14 protein-coding genes and 1 riboswitch are annotated in these 13,515 nt (G+C 53.4%); of the genes, 6 read left to right on the top strand and 8 right to left on the bottom strand.

Translation table 11 applies throughout. The features are described from left to right. The first annotated feature begins 61 nt into the window (after positions 1–61). The 3 genes from rplU to ubiM all read left to right on the top strand — a co-directional run bounded on the left by rplU (position 62) and on the right by ubiM (position 2,087). Positions 62–370: a 50S ribosomal protein L21 gene (gene rplU / locus Q9I99_RS03280; protein WP_002216394.1), complete on the top strand. Its 309-nt coding sequence runs from the start codon at positions 62–64 to the stop codon at positions 368–370. Positions 371–394: 24 nt separating this feature from the next. Next, on the top strand, positions 395–667 hold the full coding sequence (rpmA, locus tag Q9I99_RS03275; RefSeq protein ID WP_002212328.1) for a 50S ribosomal protein L27: 273 nt from the start codon (positions 395–397) through the stop codon (positions 665–667). Between the two features lie 235 nt (positions 668–902). After that, positions 903–2,087, top strand: a complete 1,185-nt coding sequence (gene ubiM, locus Q9I99_RS03270; protein WP_301666929.1) for a 5-demethoxyubiquinol-8 5-hydroxylase UbiM — start codon at positions 903–905, stop codon at positions 2,085–2,087. 211 nt (positions 2,088–2,298) lie between these two features. Here ubiM and rpmG read toward each other — a convergent pair whose 3' ends face one another. The 5 genes from rpmG to Q9I99_RS03245 form a co-directional block, all read right to left on the bottom strand. Then, entirely contained in the window at positions 2,299–2,454 is a 156-nt protein-coding gene (gene rpmG, locus Q9I99_RS03265) for a 50S ribosomal protein L33 (protein WP_002212306.1), read from the bottom strand. Between the two features lie 28 nt (positions 2,455–2,482). Further along, complete coding sequence (gene rpmB, locus Q9I99_RS03260; RefSeq protein WP_002216391.1) at positions 2,483–2,716, bottom strand: 50S ribosomal protein L28; 234 nt, start codon at positions 2,714–2,716, stop codon at positions 2,483–2,485. Positions 2,717–2,970: 254 nt separating this feature from the next. Beyond that, positions 2,971–4,497, bottom strand: a complete 1,527-nt coding sequence (farB, locus tag Q9I99_RS03255; protein ID WP_301666997.1) for a fatty acid resistance MFS efflux transporter permease subunit FarB — start codon at positions 4,495–4,497, stop codon at positions 2,971–2,973. A 23-nt stretch (positions 4,498–4,520) separates the two neighbouring features. After that, positions 4,521–5,675 (bottom strand): fatty acid resistance MFS efflux transporter adaptor subunit FarA, encoded by a 1,155-nt coding sequence (farA, locus tag Q9I99_RS03250; RefSeq protein WP_301666934.1) that lies wholly within the window; start codon positions 5,673–5,675, stop codon positions 4,521–4,523. Between the two features lie 145 nt (positions 5,676–5,820). After that, positions 5,821–6,030, bottom strand: a complete 210-nt coding sequence (locus Q9I99_RS03245; RefSeq protein ID WP_118820146.1) for a hypothetical protein — start codon at positions 6,028–6,030, stop codon at positions 5,821–5,823. A gap of 313 nt (positions 6,031–6,343) precedes the next feature. Further along, positions 6,344–6,388: riboswitch (PreQ1 riboswitch) on the top strand. Positions 6,389–6,391: 3 nt separating this feature from the next. On the opposite strand from Q9I99_RS03245, the gene queF reads away from it, so the two are divergent. Beyond that, on the top strand, positions 6,392–6,865 hold the full coding sequence (queF, locus tag Q9I99_RS03240) for a preQ(1) synthase (RefSeq protein WP_301666935.1): 474 nt from the start codon (positions 6,392–6,394) through the stop codon (positions 6,863–6,865). Positions 6,866–6,940: 75 nt separating this feature from the next. Further along, positions 6,941–7,627, top strand: coding sequence for a 7-cyano-7-deazaguanine/7-aminomethyl-7-deazaguanine transporter (locus Q9I99_RS03235; protein WP_101096927.1), 687 nt, complete (start codon positions 6,941–6,943; stop codon positions 7,625–7,627). Between the two features lie 447 nt (positions 7,628–8,074). Here Q9I99_RS03235 and Q9I99_RS03230 read toward each other — a convergent pair whose 3' ends face one another. Continuing rightward, positions 8,075–9,367 carry a DD-carboxypeptidase/endopeptidase Mpg gene (locus tag Q9I99_RS03230; RefSeq protein WP_301666936.1) on the bottom strand — a complete coding sequence of 431 codons (1,293 nt, stop codon included), beginning with the start codon at positions 9,365–9,367 and terminating at the stop codon, positions 8,075–8,077. A gap of 79 nt (positions 9,368–9,446) precedes the next feature. Here Q9I99_RS03230 and Q9I99_RS03225 point away from each other — a divergent pair, with 79 nt between their 5' ends. Beyond that, positions 9,447–10,415 carry a hypothetical protein gene (locus Q9I99_RS03225; RefSeq protein ID WP_301666937.1) on the top strand — a complete coding sequence of 323 codons (969 nt, stop codon included), beginning with the start codon at positions 9,447–9,449 and terminating at the stop codon, positions 10,413–10,415. A gap of 177 nt (positions 10,416–10,592) precedes the next feature. On the opposite strand, the gene dxs is transcribed toward Q9I99_RS03225, so the two are convergent. Then, complete coding sequence (gene dxs / locus Q9I99_RS03220; protein ID WP_301666938.1) at positions 10,593–12,506, bottom strand: 1-deoxy-D-xylulose-5-phosphate synthase; 1,914 nt, start codon at positions 12,504–12,506, stop codon at positions 10,593–10,595. 84 nt (positions 12,507–12,590) lie between these two features. Continuing rightward, the gene (gene xerC / locus Q9I99_RS03215; protein WP_301666939.1) at positions 12,591–13,508 is read right to left on the bottom strand and encodes a tyrosine recombinase XerC; all 918 of its coding nucleotides are present in this window, start codon (positions 13,506–13,508) and stop codon (positions 12,591–12,593) included. Positions 13,509–13,515 lie beyond the last annotated feature (7 nt).

The raw sequence follows: 13,515 nt of genomic DNA, 5'->3' as shown, positions 1-13,515 counted from the left end.
ACAATGCCAAGCTTCGCACAATGGTGTGCGGATATTAACCATAACCCTTATGGAGTTGAGTATGTACGCGGTCGTAAAAACCGGCGGCAAACAGTATAAAGTTTCCGTCGGCGAAAAATTGAAAGTAGAACAGATACCAGCCGAACTCGACAGCCAAATCGAACTGACCGAAGTTTTGATGATTGCTGACGGCGAATCTGTAAAAGTTGGCGCACCTTTTATCGAAGGTGCAAAAGTAACGGCTAAAGTAGTGGCACACGGTCGTGGCGAAAAAGTCCGCATCTTCAAAATGCGCCGCCGCAAACACTACCAAAAACGCCAAGGCCACCGCCAAAATTTCACCCAAATCGAAATCGTGGCAATCGCCTAACCTTAAAACTTAGGAGCATTACAAATGGCAAGTAAAAAAGCAGGCGGCAGCACCCGCAACGGTCGCGATTCAGAAGCCAAACGCTTGGGCGTTAAAGCCTACGGCAACGAGCTGATTCCCGCAGGTTCCATCATCGTACGCCAACGCGGTACCAAATTCCACGCAGGCGACAACGTAGGCATGGGTAAAGACCACACTTTGTTCGCCAAAGTTGACGGTTATGTCGAATTCAAAACCAAAGGCGCGCTGAACCGTAAAACTGTCAGCATCCGTCCTTACACCGGTTCTGAAGAATAATCCAACCGATACCTGAAGCCGCATCTTTTCACGATGCGGCTTTTTACATACCCCACACCCGATTTGATACACATTAAGCTGAAAGTAAAAATCCGCATACACCCTCCCCTGCATTATTTCTTCAACAGTGGGTTTTGATATAATCGCCTATCTGTTACAGATAGTTCAAACGGCATTCAAACCCTTACAAATGCCGTCTGAAATCATCGGCATCCGCCTATGCAAAGGATATTTTATGAGTTTACACAGCGACATCCTCGTCGTCGGCGCAGGTCCGGCGGGTTTAAGTTTTGCAGCCGAACTTGCCGGCAGCGGTTTGAAAGTTACCCTGATCGAACGCAGCCCACTGACTGTTCTGCAAAATCCTCCCTATGACGGACGCGAAATCGCCCTGACCCATTTTTCCCGCGAAATCATGCAGCGTTTGGGTATGTGGGACAAAATTCCCGAAAACGAAATCTACCCTTTGCGCGATGCCAAAGTGCTGAACGGACATTCCGATTACCAGCTCCACTTTCCCCAACCGACTGAAGCGCGCGGCGAACCTGCCGACTGTTTGGGCTATCTGATTTCCAACCACAATATCCGCCGTGCCGCCTATGAAGTCGTATCACAACTCGACAATGTCAGCATTCTGACCGATACGGTTGTCAAAGAAGTCAAAACATCTGACAACGAAGCACAAGTCATTTTGGAAAACGGCAAAATCCTGACTGCACGCCTGCTTTTGGCAGCAGACAGCCGTTTCTCACAAACCCGCCGACAACTCGGTATTTCTTCAGATATGCACGATTACAGCCGAACCATGTTTGTCTGCCGCATGAAACATACTCTTTCCAACCAACATACCGCTTACGAATGCTTCCATTACGGGCGCACCATTGCCCTGCTGCCCTTGGAAGAACACCTGACCAATACCGTCATTACCGTCGATACCGATAAAATCAACAGCGTTCAAAACCTTTCGCCCGAAGAATTGGCCGCAAGCGTAAAAGAACAGCTCAAAGGCAGGCTCGGCAATATGGAACTGGTCAGCAACATCCACCATTACCCACTTGTCGGTATGATTGCCAAACGTTTCTACGGCAAACGCAGCGCGCTGATTGGCGATGCCGCCGTCGGTATGCACCCCGTTACCGCACACGGTTTCAACTTGGGTCTGTCCAGCGCGGATATTCTGGCCAAACTGATACTCGAAGCCGAACAGCGCGGTCAGGACATCGGCGCGGCTTCCTTGTTGGAAAGATACAGCAGCAAACATATGCTGCACGCCCATCCGCTTTATCACGGCACCAATATGATGCTGAAGCTGTTTACCAACGAAACCGCACCGGCAAAACTGTTGCGCGGCTTGGTATTGCGTGCCAGCAACAATTTCCCACCGCTGAAGAGACTGATCACCAAACAACTGACCGGTTAAAATCATATAAAAATGCCGTCTGAAACATGTTCAGACGGCATTTTATTTGACTGCCTGCTATATTGCCGTTCAAGTTCAACAAACAAATCCATTACCCTGTATAAATTGACTGATTACACAATATCATCTGACACCGACTGAAAATAAGAAATTTACAATACTTAAAAACAAAGCCTCCGAACAATCGGAGGCTTTGTTTGCCAAACGGAAATTATTTCAGTTTAGTTTCTTTATACACTACGTGTTTGCGGGCAACTGGATCAAATTTTTTGATTTCCAATTTGCCAGGCATAGTGCGTTTGTTTTTGGTAGTGGTATAGAAATGACCAGTACCTGCACTGGATTCCAGTTTGATTTTATCGCGCATTGCAGTAATCCTTAACTAAGGGTTTAAATTAAGCTTCACCGCGAGCACGCAAATCAGCCAATACGACATCAATGCCTACTTTGTCGATGGTACGCAGAGCGGCGTTAGAAACGCGCAGGCGAACCCAGCGGTTTTCACTTTCTACCCAAAAACGACGTGATTGCAAGTTAGGCAAAAAACGACGTTTGGTTTTGTTGTTGGCGTGTGATACGTTGTTGCCAGACATCGGGCGCTTACCGGTCACTTTGCAAACTCGTGCCATGGTCAGTCTCCAAACTTCTAAAATAGTAAAACGTGATTTATACCACGAAAAACAGTGTTAGTTCAAGTGTTTTAGATAAAAACGGCTGTTTTACGCGAATTATCCTGCCGATTGTTGCATTCGGGAAACGTTTGCCGATACGAAACAGACGGAATGCGATTATAGCGGATTTCACAGATACCTGCATTCTAAATACTGTCCGAACATGTTTCCACATGTGTTTTCAGACGGCATTTTAGTCGAGGCAGGGAGTATTAATGCCCTCCCCCTCCATTATTGTGGAACGGCGGTTTTGCCAGCCATATGACGGGTATCATGATAATGAATAACAAGCTGCCCGCCATAAAGATTTCGTTCGATCCGATGATGAAGCCCTGTTGCGTGATGGTGTTGTTGATGATGCCTAGGGTTTGACTGTCGGAAATGCCTTGTTGGGACAAATGAGCGGCCGTTTCATGCAATGTCGCGGAATATGGCGTGATATGTTCGGCAAAGCGTGTGTGGTGCAACGCTTCACGCCGTTCCCACAGGGTACTGACAAATGATACGCCGACACCGCCCATCAGCACGCGCAAGAAATTCGACAAGCTGCCGGCAGCGGCAATCTGCCCTCCCTTCATGTGCGACAATGTGATGGTGGTCAGCGGCAGAAAAAACATGGCAACGCCGACCCCCTGCCAAAACTGCGGCCAGATGACGTTGCCGATATCCATATCGGCATAAAAATCGGTGCGCCAGTGGAAAGTAAAGGCAAAGGTCAGGAAGCTGGCGGTTACGAGCAGGCGCATATCGGCCTTGTTGCCGAATCTGCCGATAATGGGTGACAGGAAAACAGGCAGGATGCCGACAGGTGCGGCGGCAAGCCCTGCCCACGTGGAGGTATAGCCCAGGTTGGTCTGCAACACTAACGGCAGCAGGGTCAGCGTCCCCATATACACCATAAAACCCAATGATGTGGCAATTACGCCGACGGTAAAATTCCGATCTTTAAACAGCGATAAATCGACAATCGGATATTTTTCTCCCAATTCCCAAACAATAAAATACGATAAGCACACCAGTGCGACTACGCCCAAGGTAATGATTTCTCCAGAGGCGAACCAGTCGAGTTCCTTACCCCTGTCCAGCATCATCTGTAACGCGCCGATACCGACTACCATCAATGTCAGCCCGACATAGTCGGTCGGCATTTTAACGGTTTCCGTTTCCCGATATTTCAAATGTTTCCATGTAATCCATGCCGATATGATACCGATGGGGATATTGATGAAGAAAATCCAACCCCAATGCCAGTTTCCGGAAATCCAACCGCCGAGTATCGGCCCGAGAACAGGGGCGACAACGACGGTCATTGCCCACAATGCCAGTGCCAGCGTCCGTTTTGCGGGCGGATAGGATGCCATTAACAGGCTTTGCGACAAGGGAATCAGCGGCCCGGCGATAAAGCCCTGCAAAATGCGGAAAACAACCAGCGACTGAAGGTTGGGGGCAATACCGCACAACCACGATGTGATGACGAAACCGACGGCGGCGGCGGTAAACAGTTTGACCTCGCCGATACGTTTTGCCAAAAATCCCGTTAACGGCACGGAAACGGCGTTTGCCACAGCAAAAGAAGTAATGACCCACGTCCCCTGAGTGGTTGCCGCACCGAGGTTGCCGGCGATAACGGGAACGGCGACATTGGCGATAGTCGTATCTAAAACTTCCATAAATACGGCAAGCCCCAAAGACAGCGTAATCCATACCAATGCCGCACCCTTAAGCGGTGGATAATCCATTGTGTCCTCCGTTTCAGACGGCATCAAGGCGCGGATTGCCCAAGGATTTCATCGACCGTCCGATCGACTTCCGACCAGTCGGTACTTTCCATTTCCGGCAATGCCGCACCCGGCGTTTTTGAAACAGGCGCGCCTGCGGCGGAAGTATCCACTTTAACCATCATCGACAAACCGATGCGCAACGGATGCCTGTCCACATCTTCGCGGTTCAGCACGATACGGACGGGGACGCGTTGGACGACTTTAATCCAGTTGCCCGTTGCGTTTTGCGCCGGAATCAGCGAAAACGCGCTGCCCGTACCTGCCGAAAACCCTGCCACCCTGCCGCGATAAACAATTTGTTTGCCGTACAAATCGGACACCAGCTCGGCAGGCTGTCCGATTTTCATATGCCGCAACTGCGTCTCTTTAAAATTGGCATCCACCCACACATCCGACAACGGCACCACCGCCATCAGCGGCGCACCGGCCGCCACCTGCTGCCCGACATGTACCGAACGCTTTGCCACCTGACCGTCCGCCGGCGCGCGGATTTGCGTCCGCTGAAGGTTCAACCACGCATCTTTCAACCTGCCGATTGCCGTCTGAACCGCCGGCTGTTCGCGCAAAGCGACCTGACCACCCAAAGCCGCACGCGCCGAAGATTCTTCCGCCAAAGCCGCCTTAACTGCCGCCTGAGCCTGAGACACTGCCGCACGGGCATGTGCCAGCTCTTCGGAGGACACCGCTCCCGATTCCGCCAAAGCAGACCGGCGGCGTAAATCATCCTGCGCACGTGCCAAATCCGCTCGGCGCAAAGCAACCTGCGCCCCCGCCTGCGAAGTGGCGGCATTTTGCTGGCGGTTTTGCCGCACCGCCTGAATCAGCTCGTTTTTTGCCCGTTCATACGCCAACACATAATTGCCGTCGTCCAATACGGCCAACACATCGCCTTTCTTCACAACATCCGTATCATCATGCAACACCTTCCGCACCGTACCGCCCGTTTGCGGCGTAACCTGAACCACGCGTCCGGCAACATAAGCGTCTTCCGTTTCCTCTTCGTGCTGCCACCATAAAAAAAACGCCGACCCGGCGGCTGCGGCGGCAAGCGCGAACAGCAGCGTCAATGCCGTCAGGCGGCGTTTGCGTTTGGCTTGCGTGTTTTGAAGTTTTGTTTCGTCCGTGTGCGTATCCATAAGATTGGGTTCCGAATTTCCTGATTTCATATAAACAATGTTCTTTCAATAGGAGGCAGATTCTATATCCGCGCAATAACGCAATCAAGTCAGTATTTTAGATGCAATATTCAAAAAACAACGCTTCAGGCGGCAAAACTGATTGCTAAAAATCAACGTCCACTACATTATTTTTAAATGGCGCGGCGTTGTTTTCCGTAAAATAAATGAGCCTATCCATTTGCTCGTCTGAACAGCCTTGCTGCCCACAGTAATACAAAAACTGTCCCATGTTTGCATTGATAAAATCGGCAATGATTTTTTTATCTGTTGAAGTTAAGGCTCTCTCGTTTACATGAAATTTCAAAACTGCCATTTTTAAATGTCCTTATAGTTTGGGTTTGTTGATTTTTGGCTTTTGAACAGTTTCCTGCTCGCCAAATATATTTCGTTTATATAGTGGATTAACAAAAATCAGGACAAGGCGACGAAGCCGCAGACAGTACAAATAGTACGGAACCGATTCACTTGGTGCTTCAGCACCTTAAAGAATCGTTCTCTTTGAGCTGAGGCGAGGCAACGCTGTACTGGTTTTTGTTAATCCACTATATATGACACGGAAAACGCCGCCGTCCAAACCATGCCGTCTGAAGAAAACTACACAGATACCGCCACTTATATTACAATCACCGCCCGTGGTTCGAAAACCTCCCACACTAAAAAACTAAGGAAACCCTATGTCCCGCAACAACGAAGAGCTGCAAGGCATCTCGCTTTTGGGCAATCAAAAAACCCAATATCCGGCCGAATACGCACCTGAAATTTTGGAAGCGTTCGACAACAAACATCCCGACAACGACTATTTCGTCAAATTCGTCTGCCCCGAATTCACCAGCCTCTGCCCCATGACCGGGCAGCCCGACTTCGCCACCATCATCATCCGCTACATCCCGCACATCAAAATGGTGGAAAGCAAATCCCTGAAACTCTACCTCTTCAGCTTCCGCAACCACGGCGATTTTCATGAAGACTGCGTCAACATCATTATGAAAGACCTCATCGCCCTGATGGATCCGAAATACATCGAAGTATTCGGCGAGTTCACACCGCGCGGCGGCATCGCCATTCATCCGTTCGCCAACTACGGCAAAGCAGGCACAGAGTTTGAAGCATTGGCACGCAAACGCCTGTTCGAGCACGATGCGCAATAAACTTCCCTATTCCCACTTTCAGACGGCATTCTTTCGATACGGTATGCCGTCTGAACGCCTTTCCGAAAGATTTTTATGTACGCATTTACCGCCGCACAGCAACAGAAGGCACTCTTCCGGCTGGTGCTTTTTCATATCCTCATCATCGCCGCCAGCAACTATCTGGTGCAGTTCCCTTTCCAAATTTTCGGCATCCACACCACTTGGGGCGCATTTTCCTTTCCCTTCATCTTCCTCGCCACCGACTTGACCGTCCGCATTTTCGGTTCGCACTTGGCACGGCGGATTATCTTTTGGGTCATGTTCCCCGCCCTTTTGCTTTCCTACGTCTTTTCCGTTTTGTTCCACAACGGCAGTTGGACGGGCTTGGGCGCGCTGTCCGAGTTCAACACCTTTGTCGGACGCATCGCGCTGGCCAGCTTTGCCGCCTACGCGCTCGGACAAATCCTTGATATTTTTGTGTTCAACAAATTACGCCGTCTGAAAGCGTGGTGGGTTGCCCCGACTGCATCAACCGTCATCGGCAACGCCTTAGATACGTTGGTATTTTTCGCCGTTGCCTTCTACGCAAGCAGCGATGGATTTATGGCGGCAAACTGGCAGGGCATCGCTTTTGTCGATTACCTGTTCAAACTCACCGTCTGCGGTCTGTTTTTCCTGCCCGCCTACGGCGTGATTCTGAATCTGCTGACGAAAAAACTGACAACCCTACAAACCAAACAGGCGCAAGACCGCCCCGCGCCCTCGCTGCAAAATCCGTAAAACAGCCCTGCCGGGAATCGGGACGGTTGGGTTTTCTTTTATAGTGGATTAACAAAAATCAGGACAAGGCGACGAAGCCGCAGACAGTACAAATAGTACGGAACCGATTCACTTGGTGCTTCAGCACCTTAGAGAATCGTTCTCTTTGAGCTAAGGCGAGGCAACGCTGTACTGGTTTTTGTTAATCCACTATATTTGCAAACACTGCCGGAACGGATAAATCCGGATTCCCGCCACTTCGTCATTCCCGCGAAAGCGGGAATCCGGTGCATTGAGTTTCAGTCATTTCCGATAAACTCCTGCCGCGTTGTATTTCTAGATTCCCGCTTTCGCGGGAATGACGGCAGTGCTTCCTTGGCTTAATTTTATTTTAATCAACTGCAAATGCCGTCTGAAAACCTGTTTGCAGATTTTCAGACGGCATTGTTTTCGTTGCCGGTTCAAACTTCAATCCGATTGCGACACAGTAACCGATATGCCGCGCAAGCGCGCAAGCAGCGCGTCCGCCTTCTGTTTCTGCGCGGCAAACGCCGCCTTGTCCGCCTGCGTCAATTCGGGTGTCGGCAATGCGACCGAAACAGGATTGACGGGCTGCCCGTTGATGCGCGCCTCGTAATGCAGGTGCGGCCCGGTCGAACGCCCTGTCGAACCGACAAAACCGATGACCTCGCCGCCGCGCACATTGCCTTGTGCCTGCGAAAACGCGCTCAAGTGCGCATACAGCGTTTCCACACCGTTGGCGTGGCGTATCATCACCGCGTTGCCGTAGCCGCTCTTCCGGCCTTTAAAGGTAATCACGCCGTCGGCGGAAGCCCTGACCGGTGTTCCCTGCGGTGCGGCATAATCGATGCCCGTGTGCAGCCGCCAAGTGTGCAGGATGGGGTGCATACGGTAGCCGAACGGCGAAGAAATGCGCGTATAGGCCAGCGGCTCGATGTTGAAGCCGCCTTTTTCCTGCAACACCCTGCCGTCTTCATCGTAATAATTGCCGCCCCCTCCGCCTTCCTTGTCCGAACGGTAATAGAACGCCTGATGCCTTGTACCGCCCTTGACGACTTCCGCCGCCAGAATATCGCCCGTCGCCATCTGCTGTCCGTGGAAATACAGGCTGTCGTAAAGCAGGCGCACGGCATCGCCTTCCTTCAAACCGTCAAGGCTGAAGCGGCCGGCAAAAATCCCGCTTAAGGATTCGCGGATTTCGACGGGTACTTCCGCCTGCGCCAACGCGCCGCGCGCCGACGTTTTGACCACGACCGAACGCAGCGTCGGCAAAACCTTCATATCCGCCTCAGAAGCCGACCGCCGCCATATGCCGCCTTTCTTTTCCAAAGCGACCAAATTGCGCTCGCCGTCTTCGTCGGTAAAAAACTGCACTTCGCGCGCGCCGCCGTCGCCGCCGACCAAAACATGAACCGACTGGTCGGCACGCAAATGCCGCAAATCGGCTTCGCCGCCATATTTTTCCGTGATTCGGGCAATCTCGTCCCGCGCCATACCCGAACGCGCCAGCACGTCCGCCAGCGAGTCGCCCGGCTGCACCGCCTCCTGCACCCAATATGCCGTCTGAACACCGCTGCCGCCCCAAGACAGCGGCGGCAGATTTTGTTCCACGCGCTGCGGTCTGACGCGCTCCGTCCTCTCTGTCGAAGCAATGTATGCCGCCGACACCAAAATAATCGAAACGGCAAGCGTACGAAGCGCGTATTTCCGATGCTTTTCCGAAAGCGGAAAGATTGCCATGCTGCTCCTTTTCTACGGCGTTTGTGCCGAATCCTCTATAATGTTGCGTCTAAAACTGTCTTTTGAAAACATTTCAACAATGAAACTCACACTCGCCATCCCTTCGCTTAATTTGGATGAAGACGAAGCCCGTATTCCGTTGAACCTGCCGGCATTCAATACTATGCTGAGATACGGCACGCTGCACCGGCAACGCTGCGCACCATCGTCATTTTACGCACGTTATTTGTGGTGCGGGGAGTTGGCGGAAAATGCGGCGAAAGACCTGAATATGCCGTCTGAAGCCGTCGCGCTTGCCTCTCCCGTCTGGCAAAAGATGGGGATGCATCAGGCAAATGTACTGACGGCGGAATATTTGGACATCGGAAAAGGCGAGGCCGAACGCCTTTGTTTTGACCTGTCTGAATTTTACCGCGACATTTCCTGGCATTTTACGCCCATCCTGCCTGAATTATGGCTGATTTCCATGCAACGGCCATACCGTTGGGGGGCGAAGCCTGTTTTAGATTTGGGCGGATTGTTGGGTGCGGACGATCAGCCGGACGGAGAAGATGCGGTAACGTGGTTGCGCGTCCAAACCGAAATCCAAATGTGGCTGGCCACGCATCCCGTCAATCATGACCGCAGGAAACGCGGGCTGCCCGAGTTGAACGGGCTTTGGCTTTGGGACGGTCTGAACGGTGGCGGGCAGGGCGGCACGCTTTTCGCCGATACGGTTTGGAACCGTTTTCATCCGAACCGCCGAGCATTGCCCGACAGCTTCCGAGCTTATGCGGAAACGGCGGCACACCTGCCCGATACGCACCACATCTTGTTTATGGACGATTTGCGCCTGTCCGGACTGACGGGAGACAGGGAGCGGTATGCATCGGTTTTACAGCAGTGGGAAGAACGCTGGTTCGCGCCGCTTTATGATGCCGTCCGCACCGGCAAAATCAAACGGCTGGACATCTCCACAGACGGATTAAACGGCGGCACGCTGACGTTTACCGCCGCGGACAGGTGGAAATTCTGGCGCAGCACGAGGAACTTTGACGGAATCTGGTAAGCTTGCCGAACAAAACCGCAACAATGCCGTCTGAAACCGCGTTATGGTTTCAGACGGCATTTTGTCTTGCATGATATCCGGCCGGACAATCATGTTTCCTACTGTTAGGACGAACAAGCCGGCACAGAAACCGTCGGTAAAAAAACGCAAGGGTTTCATCTGCCGATAACGGGTGGCTTAGTTTGCCGCATATTGGTCTGGCAGCCATGCACGCACGCGGCGTTCAACCGCTTCGGCACTCAAGCCCAAATCGTCCAAAAGTTTTTTCGGGTCGCCGTGTTCGGTTACGGTATCGGCAACGCCTAAAAGCAAAACGGGTTTGCAGATGCCGTGTTTCGCCAATACTTCCAGCACCGCGCTGCCTGCGCCGCCCTGTTCGGCATTTTCTTCAAGGGTAACGATGCGGTCGTGGCTTCGGGCAAGGCGGACGATGAGTTCCTCGTCTATCGGTTTGACGAAGCGCATATCGGCGACGGTGGCGTTCAGTTTTCCGGCAACCGCCAATGCGGGGGCGACCATGCTGCCAAAGGCAATGAAGGCGGTTTTCTCACCTTCGCGGCGGATAATGCCCTTGCCGATTTCCACGGTTTCCATGCCGTCTGAAACGGGCGCGCCCGTACCCGTGCCGCGCGGATAGCGGACGGCAGCGGGCGCGTCTGCCTGATAGCAGGTCGAAAGCAGCAGGCGACATTCGTTTTCATCGCTCGGCGCGGCAACAATCATGTTCGGCACGCAGCGCAAGAAGCTCAAATCGTACAAACCGGCATGGGTCGGGCCGTCCGCGCCGACGATGCCAGCGCGGTCAACGGCAAACAAAACGGGCAGGTTTTGCAGGGCGATGTCGTGCACCAGTTGGTCGTAGGCGCGCTGGAGGAAGGTGGAATAAATCGCCACGATAGGCTTCATGCCTTCGCAAGCCAAACCACCGGCAAAGGTAACGGCGTGCTGCTCGGCGATGCCGACGTCGAAATAGCGGTCGGGAAATTGTTGTTCGAATTCAACCAGTCCGCTGCCCTCGCGCATGGCGGGGGTAATCGCCGCCAATCGGGAATCTGCCGCCGCCTGGTCGCACAGCCATTTGCCGAACACTTGCGTATAGGTAGGTTTGGCTGCGGGTTTGTTTTCAGACGGCATAGGGGTTTCCGCAGTACTGTCTTTGGGCAGGTTGGCAACGGCGTGGTATTTGACGGGGTCGTTTTCGGCGAGTTTGTAGCCGTTGCCTTTTTTGGTGATGACGTGCAGCAGTTGCGGGCCTTTGCGGCTGCGCAAGTCTTTCAATACGTCAACCAGATGCTCGACGTTATGACCGTCCACGGGGCCGGTGTAGCGGAAGCCGAAGTTTTCAAACAAAGACAGCGACTGCCTTGCGTGTTCGGCCTCGCCCGCCAGCGTTTTGATTTTGTGCTCGACTTTTTGGGCGAGCTCCATCGCGCCGGGCAGCTTGTCTAAAACCTTGCTCGATTGGGCTTTGATGGTACTCAACAGGCCGCGCATATCGCGCACGACGTTGCTGGCGAGGTATTTCGGCAGCGCGCCGACGTTGGGGGAAATCGACATTTCGTTGTCGTTAAGGACGACCAGCAAATCCACATCCATATCGCCCGCGCAATTCAGGGCTTCAAACGCCTGCCCCGCCGTCATCGCGCCGTCGCCGATAATGGCGACGCTGCGGCGGTCACTGCCCAACTGTTTGTCCGCCGCCGCCATACCCAATGCCGCGCCGATGGAGGTGGAGGAATGCCCCACGCCGAACGCATCGTATTCCGACTCGCAACGTTTCGGAAAACCCGCCAAACCGCCATATTGGCGCATCGTGTGCATCTGGTTTTTTCTGCCGGTCAGGATTTTGTGCGGATAGCTTTGGTGTCCGACATCCCACACCAGCTTGTCTTCGGGCGTGTTGTAAACGTAGTGCAGCGCAACCGTCAGTTCGACCGCGCCCAAATTGCTGGCGAAATGTCCGCCGGTCTGCCCGACGGATTCCAACAGAAAGGCGCGCAGCTCGCCGGCAAGGCGCGGCAGCTGTTTTTTGTCCAGACGGCGCAGGTCTTGCGGGCTGTCAATCAGGTCGAGTAGGGGGCTTGGGTTCATGGTGTGTCTTTTTTATGTGTCGTCCGGGTGCAACGGTCAATTATATATCAAGAGCGTGCGGCTGACGGCTGATTTTGCCGTATGTCATTCGTCCTGCCGCTTGGCGCGCGGGTGGGCTTCGTCATAGAGGCGGGCAATGTGGTCGAAATCGAGCTTGGTATAAATCTGCGTGGTCGAAAGGCTGCTGTGTCCGAGCAGCTCCTGCACCGCCCTGATGTCGCGCGAAGCCTGCAACAGGTGTCCGGCGTAGCTGTGGCGCATCATATGCGGCGAAACGTGCCTGCCGTCGCCGTATTGCGCCGCCCACGATTCGAGGCGTTTTTGGATTTGGCGTTGGCTCAGGCGCGTGCCGTTCCTGCCGGTAAACAGGGCTTTGCCGTCCGATGCCGTCTGACGCAGCGGCAGATAGTTTTTTAGGGCTTCCACGCTTTTTCCGGTCAGCGGCACCTGACGTTGTTTTCTTCCTTTGCCGGTAACGTGTATCCACGCCTCGTCCAAATATACATCATCTGCATTCAAGCCGTGTATCTCGCTCACGCGCAAACCGCTGCCGTACATCAGCTCGAACAGCGCGTGATCGCGCACCGCCAGCGGGTCGCCGCCGTCCACGGGCAAATCCAGCATCCGGTTCAGCCATTCCTGAGGCAGGGCTTTGGGTACGCGCTCGGGCTGCTTCGGCGGTTTGATGTCGGCGGTCGGGTCGGTATGCAGCAGACCTCGTTTGACCAGCCAGACACAATACTGCCGCCACGCCGACAGCTTGCGCGCCAGCGTCCGCGCATTCAAACCGCGCTGCGACAGCCGCCGCAACGCCGCCGTAAAATCGCGCCGCGACAAATCCTGCGGCACGCCGCCTTCAGCTTCAGACGGCATTTGTGCCAACAGCGCAAACAGTTCTTCCAAATCGCGCCGGTATGCCGCCACCGTGTGCTCCGACTTACCCTCGCGCACGATGTTTTCCAAATAAGCGTCAAAATGCGCCGCAAACCCGTCCAAAACCATAACCGTC

Source organism: Neisseria basseii (assembly GCF_962707005.1).
Classification (GTDB): Bacteria; Pseudomonadota; Gammaproteobacteria; order Burkholderiales; family Neisseriaceae; genus Neisseria; species Neisseria bergeri.
Note: the sequence above shows the minus strand (reverse complement) of the source record. Positions and strands in the feature narration are given on the sequence as shown.

What these genes read in the sequence shown, in the direction of transcription:
- rplU (WP_002216394.1), top strand. Translation starts at nt 62, where the DNA reads ATGTACGCGGTCGTAAAAACCGGCGGCAAACAGTATAAAGTTTCCGTC.
- rpmA (WP_002212328.1), top strand. Translation starts at nt 395, where the DNA reads ATGGCAAGTAAAAAAGCAGGCGGCAGCACCCGCAACGGTCGCGATTCA.
- ubiM (WP_301666929.1), top strand. Translation starts at nt 903, where the DNA reads ATGAGTTTACACAGCGACATCCTCGTCGTCGGCGCAGGTCCGGCGGGT.
- rpmG (WP_002212306.1), bottom strand. Translation starts at nt 2,454, where the DNA reads ATGCGCGATAAAATCAAACTGGAATCCAGTGCAGGTACTGGTCATTTC.
- rpmB (WP_002216391.1), bottom strand. Translation starts at nt 2,716, where the DNA reads ATGGCACGAGTTTGCAAAGTGACCGGTAAGCGCCCGATGTCTGGCAAC.
- farB (WP_301666997.1), bottom strand. Translation starts at nt 4,497, where the DNA reads ATGGATTATCCACCGCTTAAGGGTGCGGCATTGGTATGGATTACGCTG.
- farA (WP_301666934.1), bottom strand. Translation starts at nt 5,675, where the DNA reads ATGGATACGCACACGGACGAAACAAAACTTCAAAACACGCAAGCCAAA.
- Q9I99_RS03245 (WP_118820146.1), bottom strand. Translation starts at nt 6,030, where the DNA reads ATGGCAGTTTTGAAATTTCATGTAAACGAGAGAGCCTTAACTTCAACA.
- queF (WP_301666935.1), top strand. Translation starts at nt 6,392, where the DNA reads ATGTCCCGCAACAACGAAGAGCTGCAAGGCATCTCGCTTTTGGGCAAT.
- Q9I99_RS03235 (WP_101096927.1), top strand. Translation starts at nt 6,941, where the DNA reads ATGTACGCATTTACCGCCGCACAGCAACAGAAGGCACTCTTCCGGCTG.
- Q9I99_RS03230 (WP_301666936.1), bottom strand. Translation starts at nt 9,367, where the DNA reads ATGGCAATCTTTCCGCTTTCGGAAAAGCATCGGAAATACGCGCTTCGT.
- Q9I99_RS03225 (WP_301666937.1), top strand. Translation starts at nt 9,447, where the DNA reads ATGAAACTCACACTCGCCATCCCTTCGCTTAATTTGGATGAAGACGAA.
- dxs (WP_301666938.1), bottom strand. Translation starts at nt 12,506, where the DNA reads ATGAACCCAAGCCCCCTACTCGACCTGATTGACAGCCCGCAAGACCTG.
- xerC (WP_301666939.1), bottom strand. Translation starts at nt 13,508, where the DNA reads ATGGTTTTGGACGGGTTTGCGGCGCATTTTGACGCTTATTTGGAAAAC.